This window comes from Chryseobacterium sp. Marseille-Q8038, assembly GCF_965111995.1.
Map to the genome: position 1 here is coordinate 1,814,783 of NZ_CBCOPN010000002.1, position 18,233 is coordinate 1,833,015.

Annotated in this window: 18 protein-coding genes; 11 read left to right on the plus strand and 7 right to left on the minus strand. The window is 36.0% G+C overall.

Annotated features, from left to right (window positions below; translation table 11 throughout):
* Positions 1 to 122 precede the first annotated feature (122 nt).
* The 5 genes from ACWPWS_RS22240 to ACWPWS_RS22260 all read left to right on the plus strand — a co-directional run bounded on the left by ACWPWS_RS22240 (position 123) and on the right by ACWPWS_RS22260 (position 5,574).
* Positions 123 to 791 (plus strand): hypothetical protein, encoded by a 669-nt coding sequence (locus ACWPWS_RS22240; RefSeq protein WP_209786398.1) that lies wholly within the window; start codon positions 123 to 125, stop codon positions 789 to 791.
* 95 nt (positions 792 to 886) lie between these two features.
* Positions 887 to 2,833 carry a hypothetical protein gene (locus ACWPWS_RS22245; protein WP_454047957.1) on the plus strand — a complete coding sequence of 649 codons (1,947 nt, stop codon included), beginning with the start codon at positions 887 to 889 and terminating at the stop codon, positions 2,831 to 2,833.
* The gene (locus tag ACWPWS_RS22250) at positions 2,834 to 4,072 is read left to right on the plus strand and encodes a hypothetical protein (RefSeq protein WP_454047958.1); all 1,239 of its coding nucleotides are present in this window, start codon (positions 2,834 to 2,836) and stop codon (positions 4,070 to 4,072) included. It begins immediately after the preceding gene.
* Positions 4,073 to 4,098: 26 nt separating this feature from the next.
* Complete coding sequence (locus ACWPWS_RS22255) at positions 4,099 to 4,437, plus strand: DUF6122 family protein (protein ID WP_209786395.1); 339 nt, start codon at positions 4,099 to 4,101, stop codon at positions 4,435 to 4,437.
* Between the two features lie 66 nt (positions 4,438 to 4,503).
* Positions 4,504 to 5,574, plus strand: a complete 1,071-nt coding sequence (locus tag ACWPWS_RS22260) for a calcium:proton antiporter (RefSeq protein WP_454047959.1) — start codon at positions 4,504 to 4,506, stop codon at positions 5,572 to 5,574.
* A gap of 89 nt (positions 5,575 to 5,663) precedes the next feature.
* On the opposite strand, the gene ACWPWS_RS22265 is transcribed toward ACWPWS_RS22260, so the two are convergent.
* On the minus strand, positions 5,664 to 6,044 hold the full coding sequence (locus tag ACWPWS_RS22265; protein WP_105683073.1) for a group III truncated hemoglobin: 381 nt from the start codon (positions 6,042 to 6,044) through the stop codon (positions 5,664 to 5,666).
* Positions 6,045 to 6,254: 210 nt separating this feature from the next.
* Here ACWPWS_RS22265 and ACWPWS_RS22270 point away from each other — a divergent pair, with 210 nt between their 5' ends.
* The 4 genes from ACWPWS_RS22270 (at position 6,255) to ACWPWS_RS22285 (ending at position 9,471) form a co-directional block, all read left to right on the plus strand.
* On the plus strand, positions 6,255 to 7,247 hold the full coding sequence (locus ACWPWS_RS22270; protein ID WP_454047960.1) for a hypothetical protein: 993 nt from the start codon (positions 6,255 to 6,257) through the stop codon (positions 7,245 to 7,247).
* 248 nt (positions 7,248 to 7,495) lie between these two features.
* The gene (locus tag ACWPWS_RS22275) at positions 7,496 to 8,467 is read left to right on the plus strand and encodes an ion channel (RefSeq protein WP_454047961.1); all 972 of its coding nucleotides are present in this window, start codon (positions 7,496 to 7,498) and stop codon (positions 8,465 to 8,467) included.
* Complete coding sequence (locus ACWPWS_RS22280) at positions 8,468 to 8,956, plus strand: YkgJ family cysteine cluster protein (protein WP_209786390.1); 489 nt, start codon at positions 8,468 to 8,470, stop codon at positions 8,954 to 8,956. It abuts the gene before it with no gap.
* Positions 8,957 to 9,171: 215 nt separating this feature from the next.
* The gene (locus tag ACWPWS_RS22285) at positions 9,172 to 9,471 is read left to right on the plus strand and encodes a hypothetical protein (protein ID WP_209786389.1); all 300 of its coding nucleotides are present in this window, start codon (positions 9,172 to 9,174) and stop codon (positions 9,469 to 9,471) included.
* Between the two features lie 44 nt (positions 9,472 to 9,515).
* Here ACWPWS_RS22285 and ACWPWS_RS22290 read toward each other — a convergent pair whose 3' ends face one another.
* From ACWPWS_RS22290 to ACWPWS_RS22305, 4 genes are all read right to left on the minus strand, one after another.
* A complete protein-coding gene (locus ACWPWS_RS22290) occupies positions 9,516 to 9,884 on the minus strand; it encodes an iron chaperone (protein WP_454047962.1) in 369 nt (122 codons plus the stop codon).
* Between the two features lie 129 nt (positions 9,885 to 10,013).
* The gene (gene gdhA / locus ACWPWS_RS22295; protein WP_079243812.1) at positions 10,014 to 11,372 is read right to left on the minus strand and encodes an NADP-specific glutamate dehydrogenase; all 1,359 of its coding nucleotides are present in this window, start codon (positions 11,370 to 11,372) and stop codon (positions 10,014 to 10,016) included.
* A gap of 205 nt (positions 11,373 to 11,577) precedes the next feature.
* On the minus strand, positions 11,578 to 12,672 hold the full coding sequence (dprA, locus tag ACWPWS_RS22300; protein ID WP_454047963.1) for a DNA-processing protein DprA: 1,095 nt from the start codon (positions 12,670 to 12,672) through the stop codon (positions 11,578 to 11,580).
* 33 nt (positions 12,673 to 12,705) lie between these two features.
* On the minus strand, positions 12,706 to 13,473 hold the full coding sequence (locus tag ACWPWS_RS22305) for a rhomboid family intramembrane serine protease (protein ID WP_105683080.1): 768 nt from the start codon (positions 13,471 to 13,473) through the stop codon (positions 12,706 to 12,708).
* 249 nt (positions 13,474 to 13,722) lie between these two features.
* Here ACWPWS_RS22305 and ACWPWS_RS22310 point away from each other — a divergent pair, with 249 nt between their 5' ends.
* Complete coding sequence (locus tag ACWPWS_RS22310; protein WP_209786386.1) at positions 13,723 to 14,649, plus strand: DUF3078 domain-containing protein; 927 nt, start codon at positions 13,723 to 13,725, stop codon at positions 14,647 to 14,649.
* 227 nt (positions 14,650 to 14,876) lie between these two features.
* Positions 14,877 to 15,800, plus strand: a complete 924-nt coding sequence (locus tag ACWPWS_RS22315) for a DUF3078 domain-containing protein (protein WP_454047964.1) — start codon at positions 14,877 to 14,879, stop codon at positions 15,798 to 15,800.
* A gap of 76 nt (positions 15,801 to 15,876) precedes the next feature.
* On the opposite strand, the gene sufD is transcribed toward ACWPWS_RS22315, so the two are convergent.
* A complete protein-coding gene (sufD, locus tag ACWPWS_RS22320; protein WP_454048206.1) occupies positions 15,877 to 17,184 on the minus strand; it encodes a Fe-S cluster assembly protein SufD in 1,308 nt (435 codons plus the stop codon).
* 164 nt (positions 17,185 to 17,348) lie between these two features.
* A complete protein-coding gene (gene sufC / locus ACWPWS_RS22325) occupies positions 17,349 to 18,092 on the minus strand; it encodes a Fe-S cluster assembly ATPase SufC (protein ID WP_105683083.1) in 744 nt (247 codons plus the stop codon).
* Between the last annotated feature and the right edge of the window lie 141 nt (positions 18,093 to 18,233).

Genomic DNA, 18,233 nt, shown 5'->3' on the forward strand with positions numbered 1-18,233 from the left:
AAGAAATAGTACCGTATTTTTCCCAGAAAAAGTACCGGAAAACAGCTATTTATGTTCAAAAAATCAAACAGAATAAGGTTTTAAGGTCAAAATTGAGTAATTTCGTGGTTTTAAAACCAATCATGAAAAATTTTCTCAAATTATTTCTTCTTTTTCTTCCTTTGTTATTTCTGACAAGCTGTTTCGATATTCTTGATAAAGTGAATGTAAAAGCTGACGGAACGGGAGAATATACCATAATCCTTAATGCCAGCAAAAGCAAGACAAGGCTGGCATCCATCTCCAAAATGGAAACGATTAACGGGAAAAAAGTTCCGAAAAAGGGTGAAATTGAAAACAAAATCAATGAAGCTGCGAAAATTTTTAAAGCAACTCCCGGAATCAGTAATGTGAAAACATCCATGGATTTTGACAATTATATCATCAAACTGAGCTGTAATTTCAAAAAAATTGAAAATATCAATGCCGGTCTGGAAAAGCTGAAGGCTCAGAATATATTAGGCAAAATGGTTCCCACACAAGTCTACAGCCAGAATCTTGAAAAGAAGACGTTAACCAGAAATAAAGTAAATACTTTCAAGGCGGATTATGACAAGATGAGTAAGGCGGACAAGGAAGTTTTTAATGACGCCCGATATACTTCCATTATGCAGTTCGAAAGTACTGTAAAATCACAAACCAATAACACTTACATACTTTCTCCCAATAAAAAGGCTCTTAAACTGGAAGCTGATATTCTGGATCTGATCCTTCAGAAAAAACAAATACAAAACACAATACTTTTTCAATAAATTTCTAAACTATAGTCATGAAATCTATCTTATTAAAAACGCAAAAAATTTTTTTCGTACTCTTTGGCTTTACCCTGGTTTTCGCCCAAAACAGTATGAAAATCCCGTCTGACGCTGTATTTTATATGGAAGTCAACGGAAAACAGCTTAATAATAAAATCAACTGGAATAAACTGAATCCTTTGCTGCATGAGCTGAGTAAAAAGAGCAAAGAAAATCTTTCATGGACAGATTATTCCAAAACAGGAATCAAATACGATGCTGTTCAATACCACTACGCAAGTTTTAATGATTCTATTAAAGCATACAATACCCATTTTATCATCGATAATAAGGAAAAATTCCAGGAATTCATTAATTCTGTGAAGAAAAAAGGACAGGAGGTTTCCAACAGAAAAAATTATTCTTACGTAGATATCAATGATGATATTTTTGTTGCCTGGAACGGAAGCCGTGCAATGCTTAGCATGATAAGCTATACCAAACCTTATAAAGACCTTTGGGCAGAAGAAGCTGTTGCAGACAGTGCAGCCGTTGCTGTTGTGGACAGTGTTGCCGTAGATGCGATAGATGCTGGTGATAGTGCTTATACTGATGAGCCTGAAAAACCTTTTAATTATAAGGAAGAAATCAAAAATCTTAAAGATGATATTAAATATCTTAAAGAAAGTATTAAGGATAACAATCTTGAAATAGCGAGAATTCAGAAAGATATCAAATATCTGCAGAAACATCACAAATATCCTGAGGAAAAAGAGAATGCTGAGAGCCCTGAGAATGAAGAAGAGATGCCTAATGAATCTTATGAAGAGGAAGATAATGCCTATAAGAAAGAACAGGATTCTATCCGCAGAGAAAACTTCAAAATTGTAAAAAAGAATGCTGAAGACCGTTTTGATCAATACTTCAGTTCAAACCTGGAAATTGAAGTTCCTAAAGAAATGCTCGCGTTCAGAGATGGCAATTCTGATGTGTTTGTGTATACAGACTATGGAAGAATCGTAAATGACGGAATCTATGGGAAGATGACCAAGTTATACAGCTATGGGCAGTTCTTCAAAAACATGTACAACTCCAATTATTCGTACAATCTGTACTTTGATAAGGATAAAGTAAGACTGGTTAATAATTATCAGCACAAAAATCCTGAGATTCAAAAGAATATCTCTGCCATTTATAAAGGAAAGAAAAACAAAAAACTGCTGGAACTGATCAATGAGAAAAGTGTGGGTTACTATGCAATGAATGTAAATGGAGTAAAATGTTTCGACATGATGTACAGTCTTCTTCAAGACTCCGGAGAAAATGAATACAAAAAAGAAATGGAACTCATCATGGAAACCATGAAAATTGTTCTGGATGAAGAAGCCATTACCAAAATTGCACCCGGAAACGGAATATTTGTTTTGAATGAATTGAAATCCAAAACAGTAGAGTACACGGATTACGAATATGATGCTGATTTCAACGAAAAAGAAGTAAAGAAAACCAAAGAAATTGCTGTTCCTAACTTCACTTTCGCTTTTGCAACAGAAAATGAAGGCTACTGGAACCGTATTTTTGATATGCTGACAACTAATAAGAAGCTGTCTAAAAGATTCTCTAAAAAAGGAAATCTTTATACTTTTAAAGAAGAGAAAAGCGGAGGATATATTGATCAGCTGTTCTTTACCGTAAAAGACGGAGTGGTGTATCTGATGAGTTCTGCAGACAACAATGTATCTGTAGGCCAGTCTGATATTTCCAGAAAATGGGCAAAAGATTCAGCCAAATATCCGTTATCAGGAAGGCTGGATATTAAAAAATTCTTAATCGGTTTGGATAAAGAATTCAAAACTCCAAAAGAAAGAAAAGCTCTGGATGCCATCAGAAAAAATGTAGGTGAAATGTACTATAAGACGGAGGTAAAAGGAGAAAGTATCCAGACTGAAATGAATTATAATATTAAAGATTCTTCGGAAAACAGCTTAATGTATTTCTTTGATGTATTCGATCAGGTTTTTAAAACAAAAGAAACAGAAGAGAAACCACAAATTTTATAAATGAAGAAAAAGAAGATTATTGTCCCGTTACTTTTACTGTTTGCTGTGGCAGTCTATTTTGTAGTCTTTCATAAAAATAAGACCCTCAAATATATTCCCGAGAATGCAGATGCCGTAATTTTAATAGATATAAAGAAAGTAACGGGACAGTACCTCTTCAGTTGGGTAGCCCACCCCTCACAATGGTCCGGGAGCAAGACCAAGGGTAAAGGATCTGGTTCTCTGAAAGATTCAGGAATCCAAATTCCGGATTTTCTACAGATTTTCCATGTCAAAAACACTAAGTTTTCCGAGTGGTATAGTGTTGTAGAATTGAAAGATTCACAAAAATTCATTCATTTTCTAAAGGCGCAAAGGTTTGCAGATCAGGGAAATAACCGCTTTCAGAAAGGTCAGGTCTTTCTTATGATCAATGGCAGTCATTGTATTGCAGGAACTTCAGATTCGGCTTTTGAAACGATTCAGAAACAGCTTCTTCAGGCGTCTTCAAATACTGTCCTGGATGCAGATCAGTTTATTCATAACACTGCAGGGAGTATTTCTTTTATTTCAGGAAAAAGAATTCAAAACTTTTCTATTGAGCTAAAGGATGATGAAATTGAAATCAAAAACAATTCAGATTCTGAAATTTTTAATTCAATAATCTCTAAACTTCAGACCGGTAATCACTTTCTGGAGCTTGAATTAGACAAAGAAAATATCAGGCATTTCAGCAAGGGTTTTAACAAAAACATTGCTGACTCTTCGCAGGTCACTAATATTAGAGCTACAGCTGATCTTGAACAGGTTAATGATACGATCATCAGTTATGAATATGACGATAATTTTAATGAAGTTGAAAAGAAAACCTTTCAAAATATTACCCAACCCAACTATACCATTGATCTCAAAAGCAATGATCCCTTAAAAACCTGGGAATTCTTTCAGGCTAAAAAATGGATCAATAGTGAAAATCAATTCACAGAAATTCCTTTTCAACCCAATCAAGCCAGCCAAAATAATAACGGCGTTGTCATACAATCAACCCGAAAACCCATTTCACTGTCACCTCAGCTGAAAGAAAATTACATCTTCATCAGAAACAACAAGCTGCTGTATTCTTCTTTAAAAATGCTGAATGCCAGCGAAAAAAGAATTATCTCGGATATCGATTATATATTCTATGGGAATAAATCAAAGGATTATTGGGTGAAAATAAAAGCAAAAAGTGGAGAATTACCCCTAATTTTACGGTGGTAAAAATAGAAACCTAAAATGATCTATTAATGGCTCCATCAGATATCGCATTGCTCAAAACATGTACTCATTATTTTCTGCATCTTGTTTTTCCGGTCTTTATTGCATTGATTTTTTATCGTAAAAATTGGAAAAAGGCATATTTTATTCTTCTGGCTACGATGCTGGTAGATCTGGACCACCTTTTTGCTCATCCCATTTTTGATCCTTCAAGAGGAAGTATCGGATTTCACTTTTTACATTCATATTATGCCATTGCGGTGTATTTTTTGCTGCTGTTCTTTAAAGGAAATATAAGGATTATAGCAATTGGGCTTCTGTTTCATATGTTCACAGATTATCAGGACTTTAACTTTTGGCCTCATTAAAATATTATTAATATTTTCTTTTGATATTGAAATTTCTATAGATTTTTTGTATTTTGTAGTCACTTTATGAGACCTAAAGAATTTTTACAATACACCTATATTTTTCCTATTCTGGCAGTAGGATACTACTTTTCAGGTTTAATGGGAAGTGGTGTTCTTTATGATATCCTTGCCGGTATTTTATTGATCGGAAGTGTTCTATCAGCAGTACATCATGCTGAAGTAGTCGCTCATAAAGTAGGAGAACCTTTCGGAACAATTATTCTGGCTCTTTGTATCACCATTATTGAAGTTGCGTTGATCATCTCGCTGATGGTAGCCGGCGGAGATCAGGCGATCACGCTGGCCAGAGATACCGTTTTTGCCGCTGTAATGCTTATTCTTAACGGAATTCTGGGAATATGTATTTTAGTAGGCGGCGTTAAATACCATGAGCAGTTTTTCGCAAGAACCTCTGCAACTACTTATCTGGTAAGTATTGTTTCTATTCTGGTACTTACTCTTGTTCTGCCTAATTTTACTTCCAGTGTGAATGGGCCTTTCTATAACGAAGCACAGCTTATTTTTATATCAATAGCATGTCTTGTCATCTACGGTATTTTTCTTATGGTACAGACTGTAAGGCACAGAAGTTATTTTATCGTTCCTGACGAGCATCCGGAAGAACATTATATTCCTTCATTAACAAAGACCCTTGTAAGCTTTGGGTTTTTGGTTGTTTGCCTTGTCATTGTTGTACTGATGGCAAAAGGACTTTCTAATACGATAGAAGGAATGGTACAAAGCCTTGGAGCTCCAAAATCTCTGGTAGGGGTAATTATTGCCGCTGTGGTTCTTCTTCCTGAAGGGGTAGCCGCAATTCGTGCCGCAAGAGCCAACCAGATACAGTCCAGTTTAAATCTGGCATTAGGATCTGCATTAGCAAGTATTGGTCTTACCATTCCCGCAGTTTCAGCAGTGTGTATTATGTATGATATTCCACTGGTACTAGGGTTGGACAAAAAAGACATTATCCTGCTTTCTCTATCCGTTTTTATTGTAATGTTATCTTTAAGTCGCGGTAAAACAAATGTCCTCTATGGAACAGTTTTATTAGTGAATCTGGCGGCCTATATCTTTACGGTAATCGTTCCTTAAGAAGAAAAAGTACAAAATTACAAATCCGTCTATCGGTAAATAAATCCAGAAATCTACTCTCGTGATCTTATACCCCGAATCTCGTATCACTATAATCTTCTTGCCAGCTCCATTTTGAAAGCCATGAGTTTTGCTATATTCTCGGATTTATAAATAGCCATATCTGCGTTTTCTCCAACGAAGTTTTCCTCAATAGTGGTACGCCAAAGCAGCAGCCATTGGTCAAAGTGTTTCTGTTCCATAGCCTGTATCTCATTAATTGGGAAGTGTACACCCATCGGGTTTCCTTTATACGTCATCTGTCCAAAAAGGATAGATTCCCAGAAAGAATACATTTTAGGAAGATGCTGATCCCAGTCTACTTTAGCAATATCATTAAAAAAGAACCCTATAGTCTCATCCTTAACTACTTTGGCATAAAATGAGTTGACAAGATGTTCAATATCTTCTCGTGATTCAAGCTTTTTCATAGCCCAAATTTAGGGTAATTTGTGTAAAGGATTCCAATCGTCAAATTGATAAATTTCATATAAACAGTATTTTACCACTCATCCCGCCAAAACATACAACCGTAAAATGAAAAATTAGGAAACATTAAAATTTGATTAATTCACAAAAAAACGCCTTGAAAGAATATGATTTTTGTAAATTTAATTATTAAACACTAAAAAAATATTAAAATGAATAAAAAAATCAATTCTGTTTTGATTCTTTTATTAGCATTTTCAGTATCATGTTCAAGGGATGAAGTGAGTTCTATGAATGATGATCCGGAAAAAATAAATTATGCTGATACAAAGAGTGCACATTTGACACAGGCAGAGATGCTTCAGAAAGGCTGGAAAGTTGTAGATGAGTTTAAATTGCCAGGCAATAATAATCTGGGGGTAAACTATACTTCTACCCATGAAGAGCGTGAACTTCCTTTCAAACCGAATCACCTGAAAGATATGGGATATGATGTTAGTTTTTCCGGAGAAAGAACGAGATTGAAAAATGTTTTTGCCTACGCTGGTCAGGTTCCGGATGGAATTATATTTAATCCTGATCTTTCTGTAGATGGAGATGTCCGGAATACGGCTCCTAATCCTAATGTTTCCATTGTTTTAGGAACACCTGAGGTAAACATAAAAACAGACGGAGTAGATTTACCGGATAACTCCTATACCACGGAGGCTATTAATAATGGAGATAGAGAAAGTGAAATTACGGTAACCTATTCCTATAAAAAGGGATATTCTACTTCCTGGAAGCGCACTGTCTCAGGCTCATTTGAAGTGGCAGCATCCGTATCTGTTGATATTCCGTTAGTGGCAAAAGCTTCTGCCAGCACAAAAGTTGTTGTAGGAGGAGATACAACGGAAGGCACAGAAACCTCCGAAGAAATTACCGAGACCAGCAGCTATAAGACTATTGTGCCGGCTCACTCTAAAAAAAGTATTTCTATTCTGACGAAATTAAAAGGGTCTTCTGTTGAATACTTTGTACCTATGAAATTGACCGGAAGATTACAGGCCAACTTTCCTTCTCCGGTAGATGGACATTATTATTGGGCTTTTCCTATTGAAAACTTCCCTGATTTTCTTTCCAATGTACACGGAGAGTCGGGGATTGTAAAATCTGTAAGCAATGTAAGTGTTACTGTGATGGAATCACCTGCGCAGAAGATATAAAAACACCTTTAAAGCATATTGTAAAACAGCAGAAATTCTGAATTTCTGCTGTTTTTGTTTGAGTAAAAGTTCCTTAAAGACCCATGGGAAAGCAATCTGTGATGATTCCTGAAAAGCATAGGTATCTTAATAGATTCTATTCTTAACTTTGCTTTTTAAATATCTATATGTTGAAGGGTAGGGCTGAGCAGTAACTGGCTTATTGCTAGAGTAGAATCATAATATAAGATCGTTAAAATGATTAAAAAATGACAGGAGGATTCAGAAAAAAGATCCGTCAGAAAAATGCGGAAAACAGTGGTTTCGGAACTAATGCATCCGGGAGGTTCATCAACAAAGACGGTCTCCCGAATGTTAAGAGAACGGGGGTAAATGTTTTCAACAGATTGAGCTGGTATCATACCATGCTGAATTTGTCTTCATTTCGCTTTATTTCTTATTTGGTTATCGCTTATATCCTCATTAATCTTGTATTTGCCATGATCTATTACCTGATTGGAGTAGAGCATCTTACGGGAATAGACAAGAGTGATCCTTTAAATGAGTTTATCGATGTGTTTTTCTTCAGTTCTCAGACTTTTACCACTGTTGGATATGGGAGAATAGCACCGGTAGGTTTTTTGGCAAGTCTTGTGGCTACTTTTGAAGCTTTTCTGGGATTGCTTACCTTTGCCATTGCAACGGGTCTTTTTTACGGAAGATTTTCAAGACCGCGGGCATACCTTAGATTTTCTGATATTGCAGTAATTGCTCCTTTTCAGGAATCTTCAGCATTAATGTTCAGGCTTGCTCCTTACAAAAACAATGCATTGACGGATGCAGATGTTATTGTATCTGCAGCCATTGAAGTGATAGAAAACGGAATTGCCAAAAGTAATTTTTACAGGCTTAATACACAGATGAGTAAGATTAATACATTAGCACTCAACTGGACTGTGGTCCATAAAATTGATGAAAACTCTCCGTTTTATGGTTTTTCTGAAGAGGATTTTAAAAACACAGATATTGAACTTATTGTACAGGTTCGTGCATTTGATGAAGTATTTTCAAATACCGTGGTTCAGAGATCTTCATATACGACAGGAGAAATTATATATGGAGCGAAATTTGTCCCGATGTATTATCCTGACAAAGAAAATCTCTCAACAGTGCTGGATCTGGATAAAATCAATGAATATAAAAAAGAAAAACTTCCGGACTTAGTGGCAAATAAAGAATAAATGAATTTAGATTTTTATAAAAAACAGGCTATACAAAAGCAGAAAGAACACAAGAAATTTCTGGACGGATTAAAGAAAAAACCGCCCAAAAATCTTGATTATATAGTACAGGAAACCCATGATGAAGTTTTTGAGGAAATAGACTGCTTACAATGTGCCAATTGCTGCAAAACAACCGGCCCTCTTTACACCGAAAAAGATATTGAGAGAATTTCCAAACATCTCCGAATGAAGTCTGCAGATTTTGAAGCCAGGTTTTTAAGAGTAGACGAAGACAATGATAAAGTATTGCAAAATCTTCCCTGTTTTTTCCTGAATAATGATAATACCTGTTCTATCTATGAGGTAAGACCGAAAGCCTGTCGGGAATACCCTCATACAGATCGTAAGAAGATCTATCAGATTAATAATTTGATGCTGAAAAATACAGTGATATGCCCGGCTGCATTTGAATTCGTAGAAAAAATGATGAAGAATATAACGAAGTAGATTTCAAAGATAGAAGCTTTGTTAATAAACTGCCTCAGTTAATATTTTTACTGAAATAAACTTCCAGCCTCCAGCTTCAAGCTTCCCGCCAAATTAACCGGACTTATTTTGCAAATTCCTCTTAAATAATTATAAAGTACGTTAAATAAGATACATACGCATAATTTTATAAATGATGCCTCGTTTAAGTTAAACAATCATTTAAATATTACATTATGAAAAAGTTATTTTTAACGGCAGCGTTTACATTAGTCGGAGTAATCGCAGTATCAGCACAATCAACACCACAAAAGCCAGCCGATACTTCTACTAATAATCCAGCGACAACTCAAACCCAACCGAATACACAGACTACAAGTCCTTCGGATCCAAAGACTCAACAGGAAAAATCGCCTGCAACTACTATGGAGACTGCTCCGGCAACTGATCCATCAGTAAGTACAACCCCTACGGATGCTACTAAGCCAGCCGATGCCCCTAAAGAGGAAAAGAAAGACAAGAAAAAGAAAAAGTAAAAGCACTTTAGCAAACACTAGTCGGAATCCTGAAATTTTATATTTCAGGATTTTTTTTGTTCAATTTCTTCCACTTTGAATTGGACTATTTTACGAACAAGATCCAGCGGAAGGTTTTCATCAATAGGAAGTTGAACTGCTCCTTTAGAAAATTTATATTTTCTTTCCTCAAAATCTTTCTCAAAATTAGAAATACCTTCCGCTCCGGGATAGAACCCAATATGCTTTTTGTACCCTGCAAAATAAACTAAGGGTTTTCCTTTATACCTGAAAGCCGGCATCTGATATCCTATGTATTCTTCCAGATCCGGAACTTGTAAATGAATTGCTTTTCTGAGCTCAAGCAGTTTTTCCTGTACTTCTATCGGGAACAGAAGAATGTACTCATCAATATTCTTAAAGGTGTTTATCATTACATAAAAATATAAAAAAGCGCGGCATATAGCCGCGCTTTCTCCTTTCACTTTTTACTTTTTTCCCATTATCCCGGGAACAGGCTATATCAAAAAAGGTCGGGACTTTTCCCAACCTTTGTTTTTTTGTTACACAACTCCTTGAGCTAACATTGCTTCTGCTACTTTTACGAAGCCGGCAATATTGGCACCTTTTACGTAGTTTACATAACCGTCTTCGTCTTTTCCATAGTCTCTACAAGCTTTGTGAATACCAATCATGATTTCCTTTAATCTTGCATCAACTTCTTCAGAAGTCCAGTTAAGACGGATAGAGTTCTGAGTCATTTCTAATCCTGATGTAGCAACACCTCCAGCGTTGGAAGCCTTACCAGGAGAGAATAATACTTTATTGTCTAAGAAATAGTTGATGGCGTCTAGTGTAGAAGGCATGTTAGCCGCTTCAGTTACACAAACACATCCGTTTTCAACTAATTTTCTTGCGTCATCTAAATCTAATTCGTTTTGAGTTGCAGAAGGGAAGGCAACATCACACTTCACATCCCAAGGACGTTTTCCTGCATGGAACTCAGCAGATGGATATTTTTTAGCATAGTCTTCCGCTCTGTTGTTTCCTGAAGATCTAAGTTCTAATAAATAATCGATCTTTTCTCCGCTGATACCGTCTTTATCATAGATGTATCCGTCAGGACCAGAGATGGTTACTACTTTAGCCCCTAGCTCAGTTGCTTTTTTGATAACTCCCCAAGCTACGTTTCCGAAACCTGATACAGTTACTATTTTATCCTGGAAATTCTGTCCGATAGTTTTAAGCATTTGCTCTGCGAAGTACACTACACCATATCCTGTAGCTTCAGGACGGATTAATGAACCTCCGTAAGCAAGACCTTTTCCTGTAAGAACTCCTGTAAACTCGTTTCTGATTTTCTTGTACTGTCCGAATAAATATCCGATTTCTCTTGCTCCAACACCGATATCTCCTGCAGGTACGTCTGTTTCAGGACCGATGTGCTTGCATAATTCTGTCATGAAAGCCTGGCAGAAACGCATTACTTCCATATCAGATTTTCCTTGTGGATCGAAATCTGAACCTCCTTTACCACCTCCCATTGGAAGAGTTGTCAAAGAGTTTTTAAATACCTGTTCGAAAGCTAAGAACTTAAGAACAGATAAGTTTACTGTAGGATGGAAACGGATTCCTCCTTTGTATGGTCCAATAGCAGAGTTCATTTGGATTCTGAAACCTCTGTTAACCTGAATCTCTCCTTTATCATCAACCCATGGAACTCTGAAAATAATAATTCTTTCAGCTTCAGCCATTCTTTCAAGCAGCTTCATTCCGGTATATTCTTTTTTAGTAGCAATGAATGGAATTACGGTTACGGCAACTTCTTTTACAGCCTGTAAGAATTCCGGTTCGTTAGGATTTTTTGCTTCAATTTTTGCAATAAACTCTTGGATTTTCTGGTCAATATTATATTGTTCCATATATTAAGGTTGAATATTATTGTCAACAAATTTAATTTTTTTTTCAAGATTCACAACACTATATTTTAACATTGTTAAAAATTAAATAATAATGTTTCGTAATATTATTAAATTGATAATTTATGTTTAAAATTTATTAAAAATGAAATGTTATGTGTGAAATAATGCAGTATTAAGAAATCGTTAAATCTTAAATTGCGATAAATTACCTCCCGGAAAATGATTTTACTTTCCCTAAAAGTTCCAATTCCAAAATTATTGGTAAGATTTTGTGAGTAGAGAGATCAATCTTCTGTGAAAGATCATCTAAAGAAATCTGTGGATAGTCTTTAATCGACTGATATATTAAATGCTGATTGTCAGTTAATTGTATGGTAATCTCGTGATGAGGAAATAACTCTTCCATTTTTTCTTTTGGATCATTAAATCCGAGTATATTGATAAGATCTTTGATCGTTGAAATTGCAGTTGCTTTATTATGGAAAATCAGCTGGTTACAACCTTGGCTGCAAGGGTCTGTAATCTTTCCGGGCAGTGCAAAAACATCACGGTTGTAATCATTGGCAAATGCTGCTGTACTTACCGAGCCTCCTCCAAAACCGGTTTCTACTACAATCGTTGCCGGAGATAGTCCTGCTACAATTCGGTTTCTCTGGATGAAGTTTTCACGGTCAGGTTTTCTGCCGGAGCTGAACTCTGTGATTAATGCGCCTCCTTCCTGTAAAATTTTCTCAGATAGTTTTCTGTTTTTTGCGGGATATAAATGCTGGAAACCATGAGCAAGAACAGCTACGGTAGGTTTTTGGTGACGAATAGACTGCTCATGAACTTCTTTATCGATACCCAGAGCCAGACCGCTTACTGATGTATATCCTGAAGATTGTGTTGCTTCGAAGAAATCCTGAATGAACTGCTTTCCATAAGATGTCATATTTCGGGTTCCTACAATACTTACTCTTGGCTGTGTATCATCCATACTTCCTTTTTGGTAAAGAATAGCTGGGGCATCATTACATTCATTAAGTAGGAAAGGTGTTTCTTTAAGATGTTTTAGCCTGATCCGGATATTTTTTTTTTCGCAAAAATCTAATTCTTCTTCTGCGAATTTCAAATGAGATTTATTTCCAATGTCTGAAACTGTTCTTTGTCCTATTCCTTCCAGTTTTTTATACTCATTTCTGGCTCTTTTCCAGGCTTCCTGAGCACTGCCAAAAGTTCGGACCAATTTATGAAAATGAATGTCGCCAATATAGCTGCATTCGCGGAGGGCGATTGCATAGAGATGTTCTTCGGAAATCATGTGTGTTTTTTTCCAAATGTAATGAAATAAGTGTTACCTTTTCCTTAATTCCTCCAAATGATCCCAGATATCATCTTTTTTCTTATAGGGAAGTTCCATAAAATCTTCCGGGTGATTTTCTTTGTATTCCTGCCACAATTTATCATCTTTTTCGTTGTAATAATTGGGGAATTCCCAGATGAATTTTTTCTTCTTTTCTCCAACATTTTTGAAGGCAAAGGCAATGATACTGCCTACTACAGCTCCGGAAAGATGCGCCTGCCATGAGATTTTACTCGGTTCCTGCATATTATAGAACAGTTCTTCGGGAAGCATTCCCCACACCAAACTGCCATAATACAGAACAACAAGCATTGAAATTGTGAGAAGTTTTGTATTCCACTTGAAGACACCGCTAAAGAAGAGGAAGAATGCAAGCACGTACACTACACCACTGGCTCCAATGGTACAGGTATACATATAATCGCCAGTAAGAATGTCAATAGGAGGAAGCAACCATACCAAAAGCCCCGTTGCCAGCCATCCGATAATAAAAACCTTGTTGGCCACTAAAGGATAAAACTGATAAAGTAAAAACATCAGTGCTGCAATAGGGATAGAATTTCCTATGATATGATCTATATTTCCATGTAAAAGAGGAGAGGTTACCACCCCAAGCAAACCCTCAGGCAGCAATGGGATAATGGCTCCAAAACAGCTTTGGAAAAAGCCCTGCGTTTGTAAAAAGTACCCGAACCACATCGCAGATAGCATCAGCAACGGGTATATAATCGCTCTTTTGGAAATTACATTTTTGAACATGTGGATTTTACGTCAAATCAAAAGCCAATGATAAATTTCGGAAAATTTGGCGATGAATCAATTCTTACTCACCTGATTTTAAGACAAAAGGTATCAAATTTTATTTTCAAACTTATTATTTTGGCATTGATTTTATAGAAATATCTTATTGTGATTGATTCAGCTTTGAGGAAATTCGATTCTTTACGGCTGAATTTACCCTGAAAAAAAATTATATTAATACTTTTGTATGGAAAATTATTTAGAGTAATGAAGAAGTTTTTATTGATTCTTTCCTGTTTTATAGGAATATATGCAAGTGCACAAGAAGAATTGAAAAAAGATTCCGTAGTAGTAGACACCGTGAAATACTGGTCAGTATTAGGAAAAAATACTTTAATGATCAACCAGGCGGCCTTTTCAAACTGGGTAGGAGGTGGAGCCAACAACGTAGGATGGCTTGCCGGGATCAATTACAATGTGACCTATGAAAAAGACAAAGACCTTTGGGAGAATATTATTATACTGGGCTATGGACAGAATGATACGAAAGGATTAGGAATAAGAAAGACACAGGATGTGATCAATATTTCTACCAATTATGGGCGAAAATTTTCGAAAAGCTGGTATTTCTCTTTAGGAGCTGGTTTGCAGTCGCAGTTTGCGGCAGGTTACGAAGATGGGAATAATCCTGAAGCAAAGAAAATCTCAAATTTTATGGCACCAGGTTACCTGAACGTCGGGATGGGTATCACGTACAGACCTAATGATGATCTTACGGTAACTTTACGTCCTACCAACGCCAGATGGACTTTTGTATTGGATAAAGATCTCCAGACAGCAGGAAGTTATGGTCTGAAAAGTGACGGAGATACTTCTCTATTACAATTTGGTTTTCTGGGTACGGCAATTTATAAACTTAAAATAATGGAAGATATTTACTTAACCAATACAGCATCTGTCTTCTCGAATTACCTTGACCGCCCGGACAGATTGGTTCTGGCGTATGGAGCTTTACTGAACCTGAAAGTAAACAAATATATTTCATCCAATGTGACAGTAGATTTACTTTACGATCATAATCAGATAGAAAAAACACAGCTGAAGCAAACTCTTGGAATCGGGTTCGCCTATACTTTGGAGAATGGGGTAAAACGTTCCGACCGCAAAGACAGTCAGTGGTGGATTAAAAAATAATAAAGAATACGATATTTCAATAAAAAGCACTTCCGGAATGAAGTGTTTTTTTGTTTTTAAAATACTGTAATTTTAAGTTGACTTAAGTTTGCGGGTTGCTGGTGGGTTGTTTAATATAATGATTTTCATAGTATTACTGTGTTGTTTTTAATGGTGTTAAATTCATTTTAAAGTGAATTTTATGAAGGCCTAGATTATTATTTATACATTTGTAGTAAATCGTCATTATGAAAAAATTTTTATTGATCAGTTCTATCACTTTTGGGGCTGTAGCATTGGCTCAGGAGACTAAAACGGAAGCTCCGGCAGCAGATACTGTTAAAGCCTGGTCTATTCAGGGACAAAATACATTAATGCTTAATCAGGCTGCCTTTTCAAACTGGGTAGGTGGTGGAGCCAACAACGTAGGATGGCTTGCCGGAGTGAATTATAACCTGACTTATGAAAAAGGAAAAAATCTTTGGGAAAACATTGTTATTCTGGGTTATGGGCAAAACAATACTCAGGGAACAGGAGTAAGAAAAACGCAGGATGTTATTAACCTTTCTACAAACTATGGTAGAGAATTTGCCAAGCATTGGTATTTGTCTGCAGGTGCAGGTTTACAAACTCAGTTTGCTCCGGGATATGAAGACGGAAACAATCCCGATGCTAAGAAGATTTCCAATTTTATGGCTCCCGGGTATGTGAGTGTAGGAGCAGGGGTTACTTACCGTCCCAATGATAATTTTACGGTGACTTTACGTCCGGCAAATGCAAGATGGACTTTTGTATTAGATAAAGATCTTCAGAAAGCAGGAACTTATGGTCTTAAAAATGACGGTGATTCTTCTCTTTTCCAGTTCGGTTTCTTAGGAACAGCTATGTATAAGCTGAAAATTATGGAGAACATCAGCCTGTTAAATACAGCGTCTGTATTTTCCAACTATCTTGACCATCCAGACAGACTTGTTTTGGGATATAGCGGTGTTTTAAGCATGAAAATCAATAAATATATTTCTACGAATGTTACTCTTGATCTGCTGTATGATCATAATCAGATATGGAAAACACAGTTGAAACAGACATTAGGCGTAGGTTTGGCTTACAATTTTGATAATGGTAAGAAACGTTCGGAAAATAAGGATAACCAAAGCTGGCTGAAAAAATAAAACAGACATACCATCTGCAGTACAATAAAAAAGCACTTCAAAATGAAGTGCTTTTGTTTATCAATATATATAAGTCTTAGAATTCTATATCAACTCCTAATTTCTCAGCCAATAACTTTGAAATTTTCTCTTTTAGAGGTTCTATATCAATGTTTTGCATTGCATCATTAGCAAAAGCATATAAAAGTAATGCCTGTGCTTCTTTTTTAGAAATTCCTCTCGCTCTCAGGTAGAATAAAGCATCTTCGTTCAACTGGCCTACTGTACAGCCGTGAGAACATTTTACATCATCAGCAAAGATCTCTAACTGAGGTTTAGTATCGATACTTGCCCCTTCACTTAGCAATACGTTGTTGTTTTGCTGATAAGCGTTTGTTTTCTGAGCTATTTTGTCAACAAAAACTTTTCCGTTGAAAACTCCGTGGGCATTGCCATCAAAGATTCCTTTATAATTCTGGTAGCTTTCACAGTTCGGGAAGTTATGGTGAACCGCTGTATGGTGGTCTACCAACTGATCTTTTCCGATGATTGTGATTCCGTTCATGAATGAATTGATATTAGATCCATTATGAATAAAATCAAGGTTGTTTCTTACCAGTTTACCTCCGAAAGAGAATGTATTTACAGTGGTTAAGCTGTCTTTCTCCTGTCTTGCGAAAGTATTATCGATAAAATAGGTTGTATTATTATCATTTTGAAGTTTGTGCCAGTCTGCTTTTGCATTAGGATAGGTAAAGATCTCCGTTACAGAGTTGGTCAATACATACGTGCTGTCAAAATTATGGTGGCTTTCAATCACTTCTACTTTTGCTCCTTCTTCTACAATCAAAAGGTTTCTTGTATTGTAGAATGTGTTCTCCTCCTGATTCTGAGAAATATAAAAAACGTGGATTGGTTTTTCAATCACTACATTTTTAGGAACCTTAAGGAAGAAACCATATTTGCAGTAAGCAAGGTTTAAGTTGGTAAACGCTTGTTCCTTAGAAGCAATGGTATTGAAATATTTTTCAAAAACCTCTTTGTGCTTCTCATCATTCAATGCATAGTTGAATGAAAGAAACTCTACATTTTCAATAGAAACTTTTGAAAGCTCCTTATGAAGCTTACCGTTTACAAAAACAATCCAATCAAAATTTTCCTCTCCAAGGTGCAGTTCATCAAACTGCTCTTTAGTGATATTGTGGCTCTCTTTCGGGAAGAAGTTGTAGCTTTTTTCCGTGATCTCCTTTAGATTGGTATATTTATATTCTTCGTCTTTTTTTGTCGGAAAACCAAGATTTGCAAATCTCTGAAGAGCCTCTTTTCTTTCATCATCCAGAAATCTGTGACGAAGACTCTCCAAAAATTCATTATGGTTCTCTATAATCTGTTCTTTTAATGCCATTACTGGTATATCTGTGGTTTGCACCATTTTTTCTTTTTTTTTGAACTAAAATATTGCTATTCCGAGGAACAGGGAATCCAATTTTTAATAATAGAGATTCTTTATTTACTCCATTTCACGAATGATTGTGAAAATTTTAATCTCTGAAATAATACATTTTCTTCTTAGTTAAGAAGCCAGTCGTAACCCTTTTCTTCAAGTTCTAATGCTAAAGATTTATCACCTGTTTTGATGATTTTTCCATCTGCTAAAACGTGAACGAAGTCAGGCTGAATATAGTTAAGCAATCTCTGATAGTGCGTAATCAAAAGAACTGCATTTCCTTCATTTTTAAAGTGGTTTACTCCATCTGCCACAATTCTTAATGCATCAATATCCAATCCTGAATCTGTTTCATCAAGAATAGCCAATTTAGGATTAAGCATCATCATCTGGAAGATCTCATTTCTTTTCTTTTCACCCCCAGAGAATCCCTCGTTTAATGATCTTGAAAGGAAATCTTTTTTGATCCCTAGTTTTTCAGACTTCTCACGGATTAATGCAAGCATTTCTTTTGCCGGCATTTCTTCCAGTCCGTTTGCTTTTCTTGTTTCATTTAAAGCAGCTTTGATAAAGTTCGTTACAGAAACTCCCGGAATTTCCACTGGATACTGGAAAGAAAGGAAGATTCCTTTGTGAGCTCTATCTTCAGGAGCGTCTTCGCTGATGTCTTCTCCCTGGAAAAGGATCTCTCCACCAGTTACTTCGTAATCTTCTTTTCCTGCGATTACAGAAGAAAGGGTAGACTTACCAGCTCCGTTCGGGCCCATAATAGCGTGAACTTCGCCTGGCTTTATCTCAAGATTAATACCTTTTAATATTTCTGCGCCATCTTCAATTTTGGCGTGAAGGTCTTTAATTTGTAACATTCTTGCTAACTTTTTCTTTTTATAATTGTGTGAGCTTCTCTTCTGTGAATACACATTGTCTTTATATTGAATATTTCCTCAATAGACGGATAGAAGCTTTCTATATTTTATGTTTTGTAATAATCTTCACTGAAGATTACA

Excerpts from the sequence above, each read along its gene's own strand:
- ACWPWS_RS22240 (WP_209786398.1), top strand. The coding sequence starts at position 123 with ATGAAAAATTTTCTCAAATTATTTCTTCTTTTTCTTCCTTTGTTATTT.
- ACWPWS_RS22245 (WP_454047957.1), top strand. The coding sequence starts at position 887 with ATGAAAATCCCGTCTGACGCTGTATTTTATATGGAAGTCAACGGAAAA.
- ACWPWS_RS22250 (WP_454047958.1), top strand. The coding sequence starts at position 2,834 with ATGAAGAAAAAGAAGATTATTGTCCCGTTACTTTTACTGTTTGCTGTG.
- ACWPWS_RS22255 (WP_209786395.1), top strand. The coding sequence starts at position 4,099 with ATGGCTCCATCAGATATCGCATTGCTCAAAACATGTACTCATTATTTT.
- ACWPWS_RS22260 (WP_454047959.1), top strand. The coding sequence starts at position 4,504 with ATGAGACCTAAAGAATTTTTACAATACACCTATATTTTTCCTATTCTG.
- ACWPWS_RS22265 (WP_105683073.1), bottom strand. The coding sequence starts at position 6,044 with ATGAAAAAGCTTGAATCACGAGAAGATATTGAACATCTTGTCAACTCA.
- ACWPWS_RS22270 (WP_454047960.1), top strand. The coding sequence starts at position 6,255 with ATGAATAAAAAAATCAATTCTGTTTTGATTCTTTTATTAGCATTTTCA.
- ACWPWS_RS22275 (WP_454047961.1), top strand. The coding sequence starts at position 7,496 with ATGACAGGAGGATTCAGAAAAAAGATCCGTCAGAAAAATGCGGAAAAC.
- ACWPWS_RS22280 (WP_209786390.1), top strand. The coding sequence starts at position 8,468 with ATGAATTTAGATTTTTATAAAAAACAGGCTATACAAAAGCAGAAAGAA.
- ACWPWS_RS22285 (WP_209786389.1), top strand. The coding sequence starts at position 9,172 with ATGAAAAAGTTATTTTTAACGGCAGCGTTTACATTAGTCGGAGTAATC.
- ACWPWS_RS22290 (WP_454047962.1), bottom strand. The coding sequence starts at position 9,884 with ATGATAAACACCTTTAAGAATATTGATGAGTACATTCTTCTGTTCCCG.
- gdhA (WP_079243812.1), bottom strand. The coding sequence starts at position 11,372 with ATGGAACAATATAATATTGACCAGAAAATCCAAGAGTTTATTGCAAAA.
- dprA (WP_454047963.1), bottom strand. The coding sequence starts at position 12,672 with ATGATTTCCGAAGAACATCTCTATGCAATCGCCCTCCGCGAATGCAGC.
- ACWPWS_RS22305 (WP_105683080.1), bottom strand. The coding sequence starts at position 13,473 with ATGTTCAAAAATGTAATTTCCAAAAGAGCGATTATATACCCGTTGCTG.
- ACWPWS_RS22310 (WP_209786386.1), top strand. The coding sequence starts at position 13,723 with ATGAAGAAGTTTTTATTGATTCTTTCCTGTTTTATAGGAATATATGCA.
- ACWPWS_RS22315 (WP_454047964.1), top strand. The coding sequence starts at position 14,877 with ATGAAAAAATTTTTATTGATCAGTTCTATCACTTTTGGGGCTGTAGCA.
- sufD (WP_454048206.1), bottom strand. The coding sequence starts at position 17,184 with ATGGCATTAAAAGAACAGATTATAGAGAACCATAATGAATTTTTGGAG.
- sufC (WP_105683083.1), bottom strand. The coding sequence starts at position 18,092 with ATGTTACAAATTAAAGACCTTCACGCCAAAATTGAAGATGGCGCAGAA.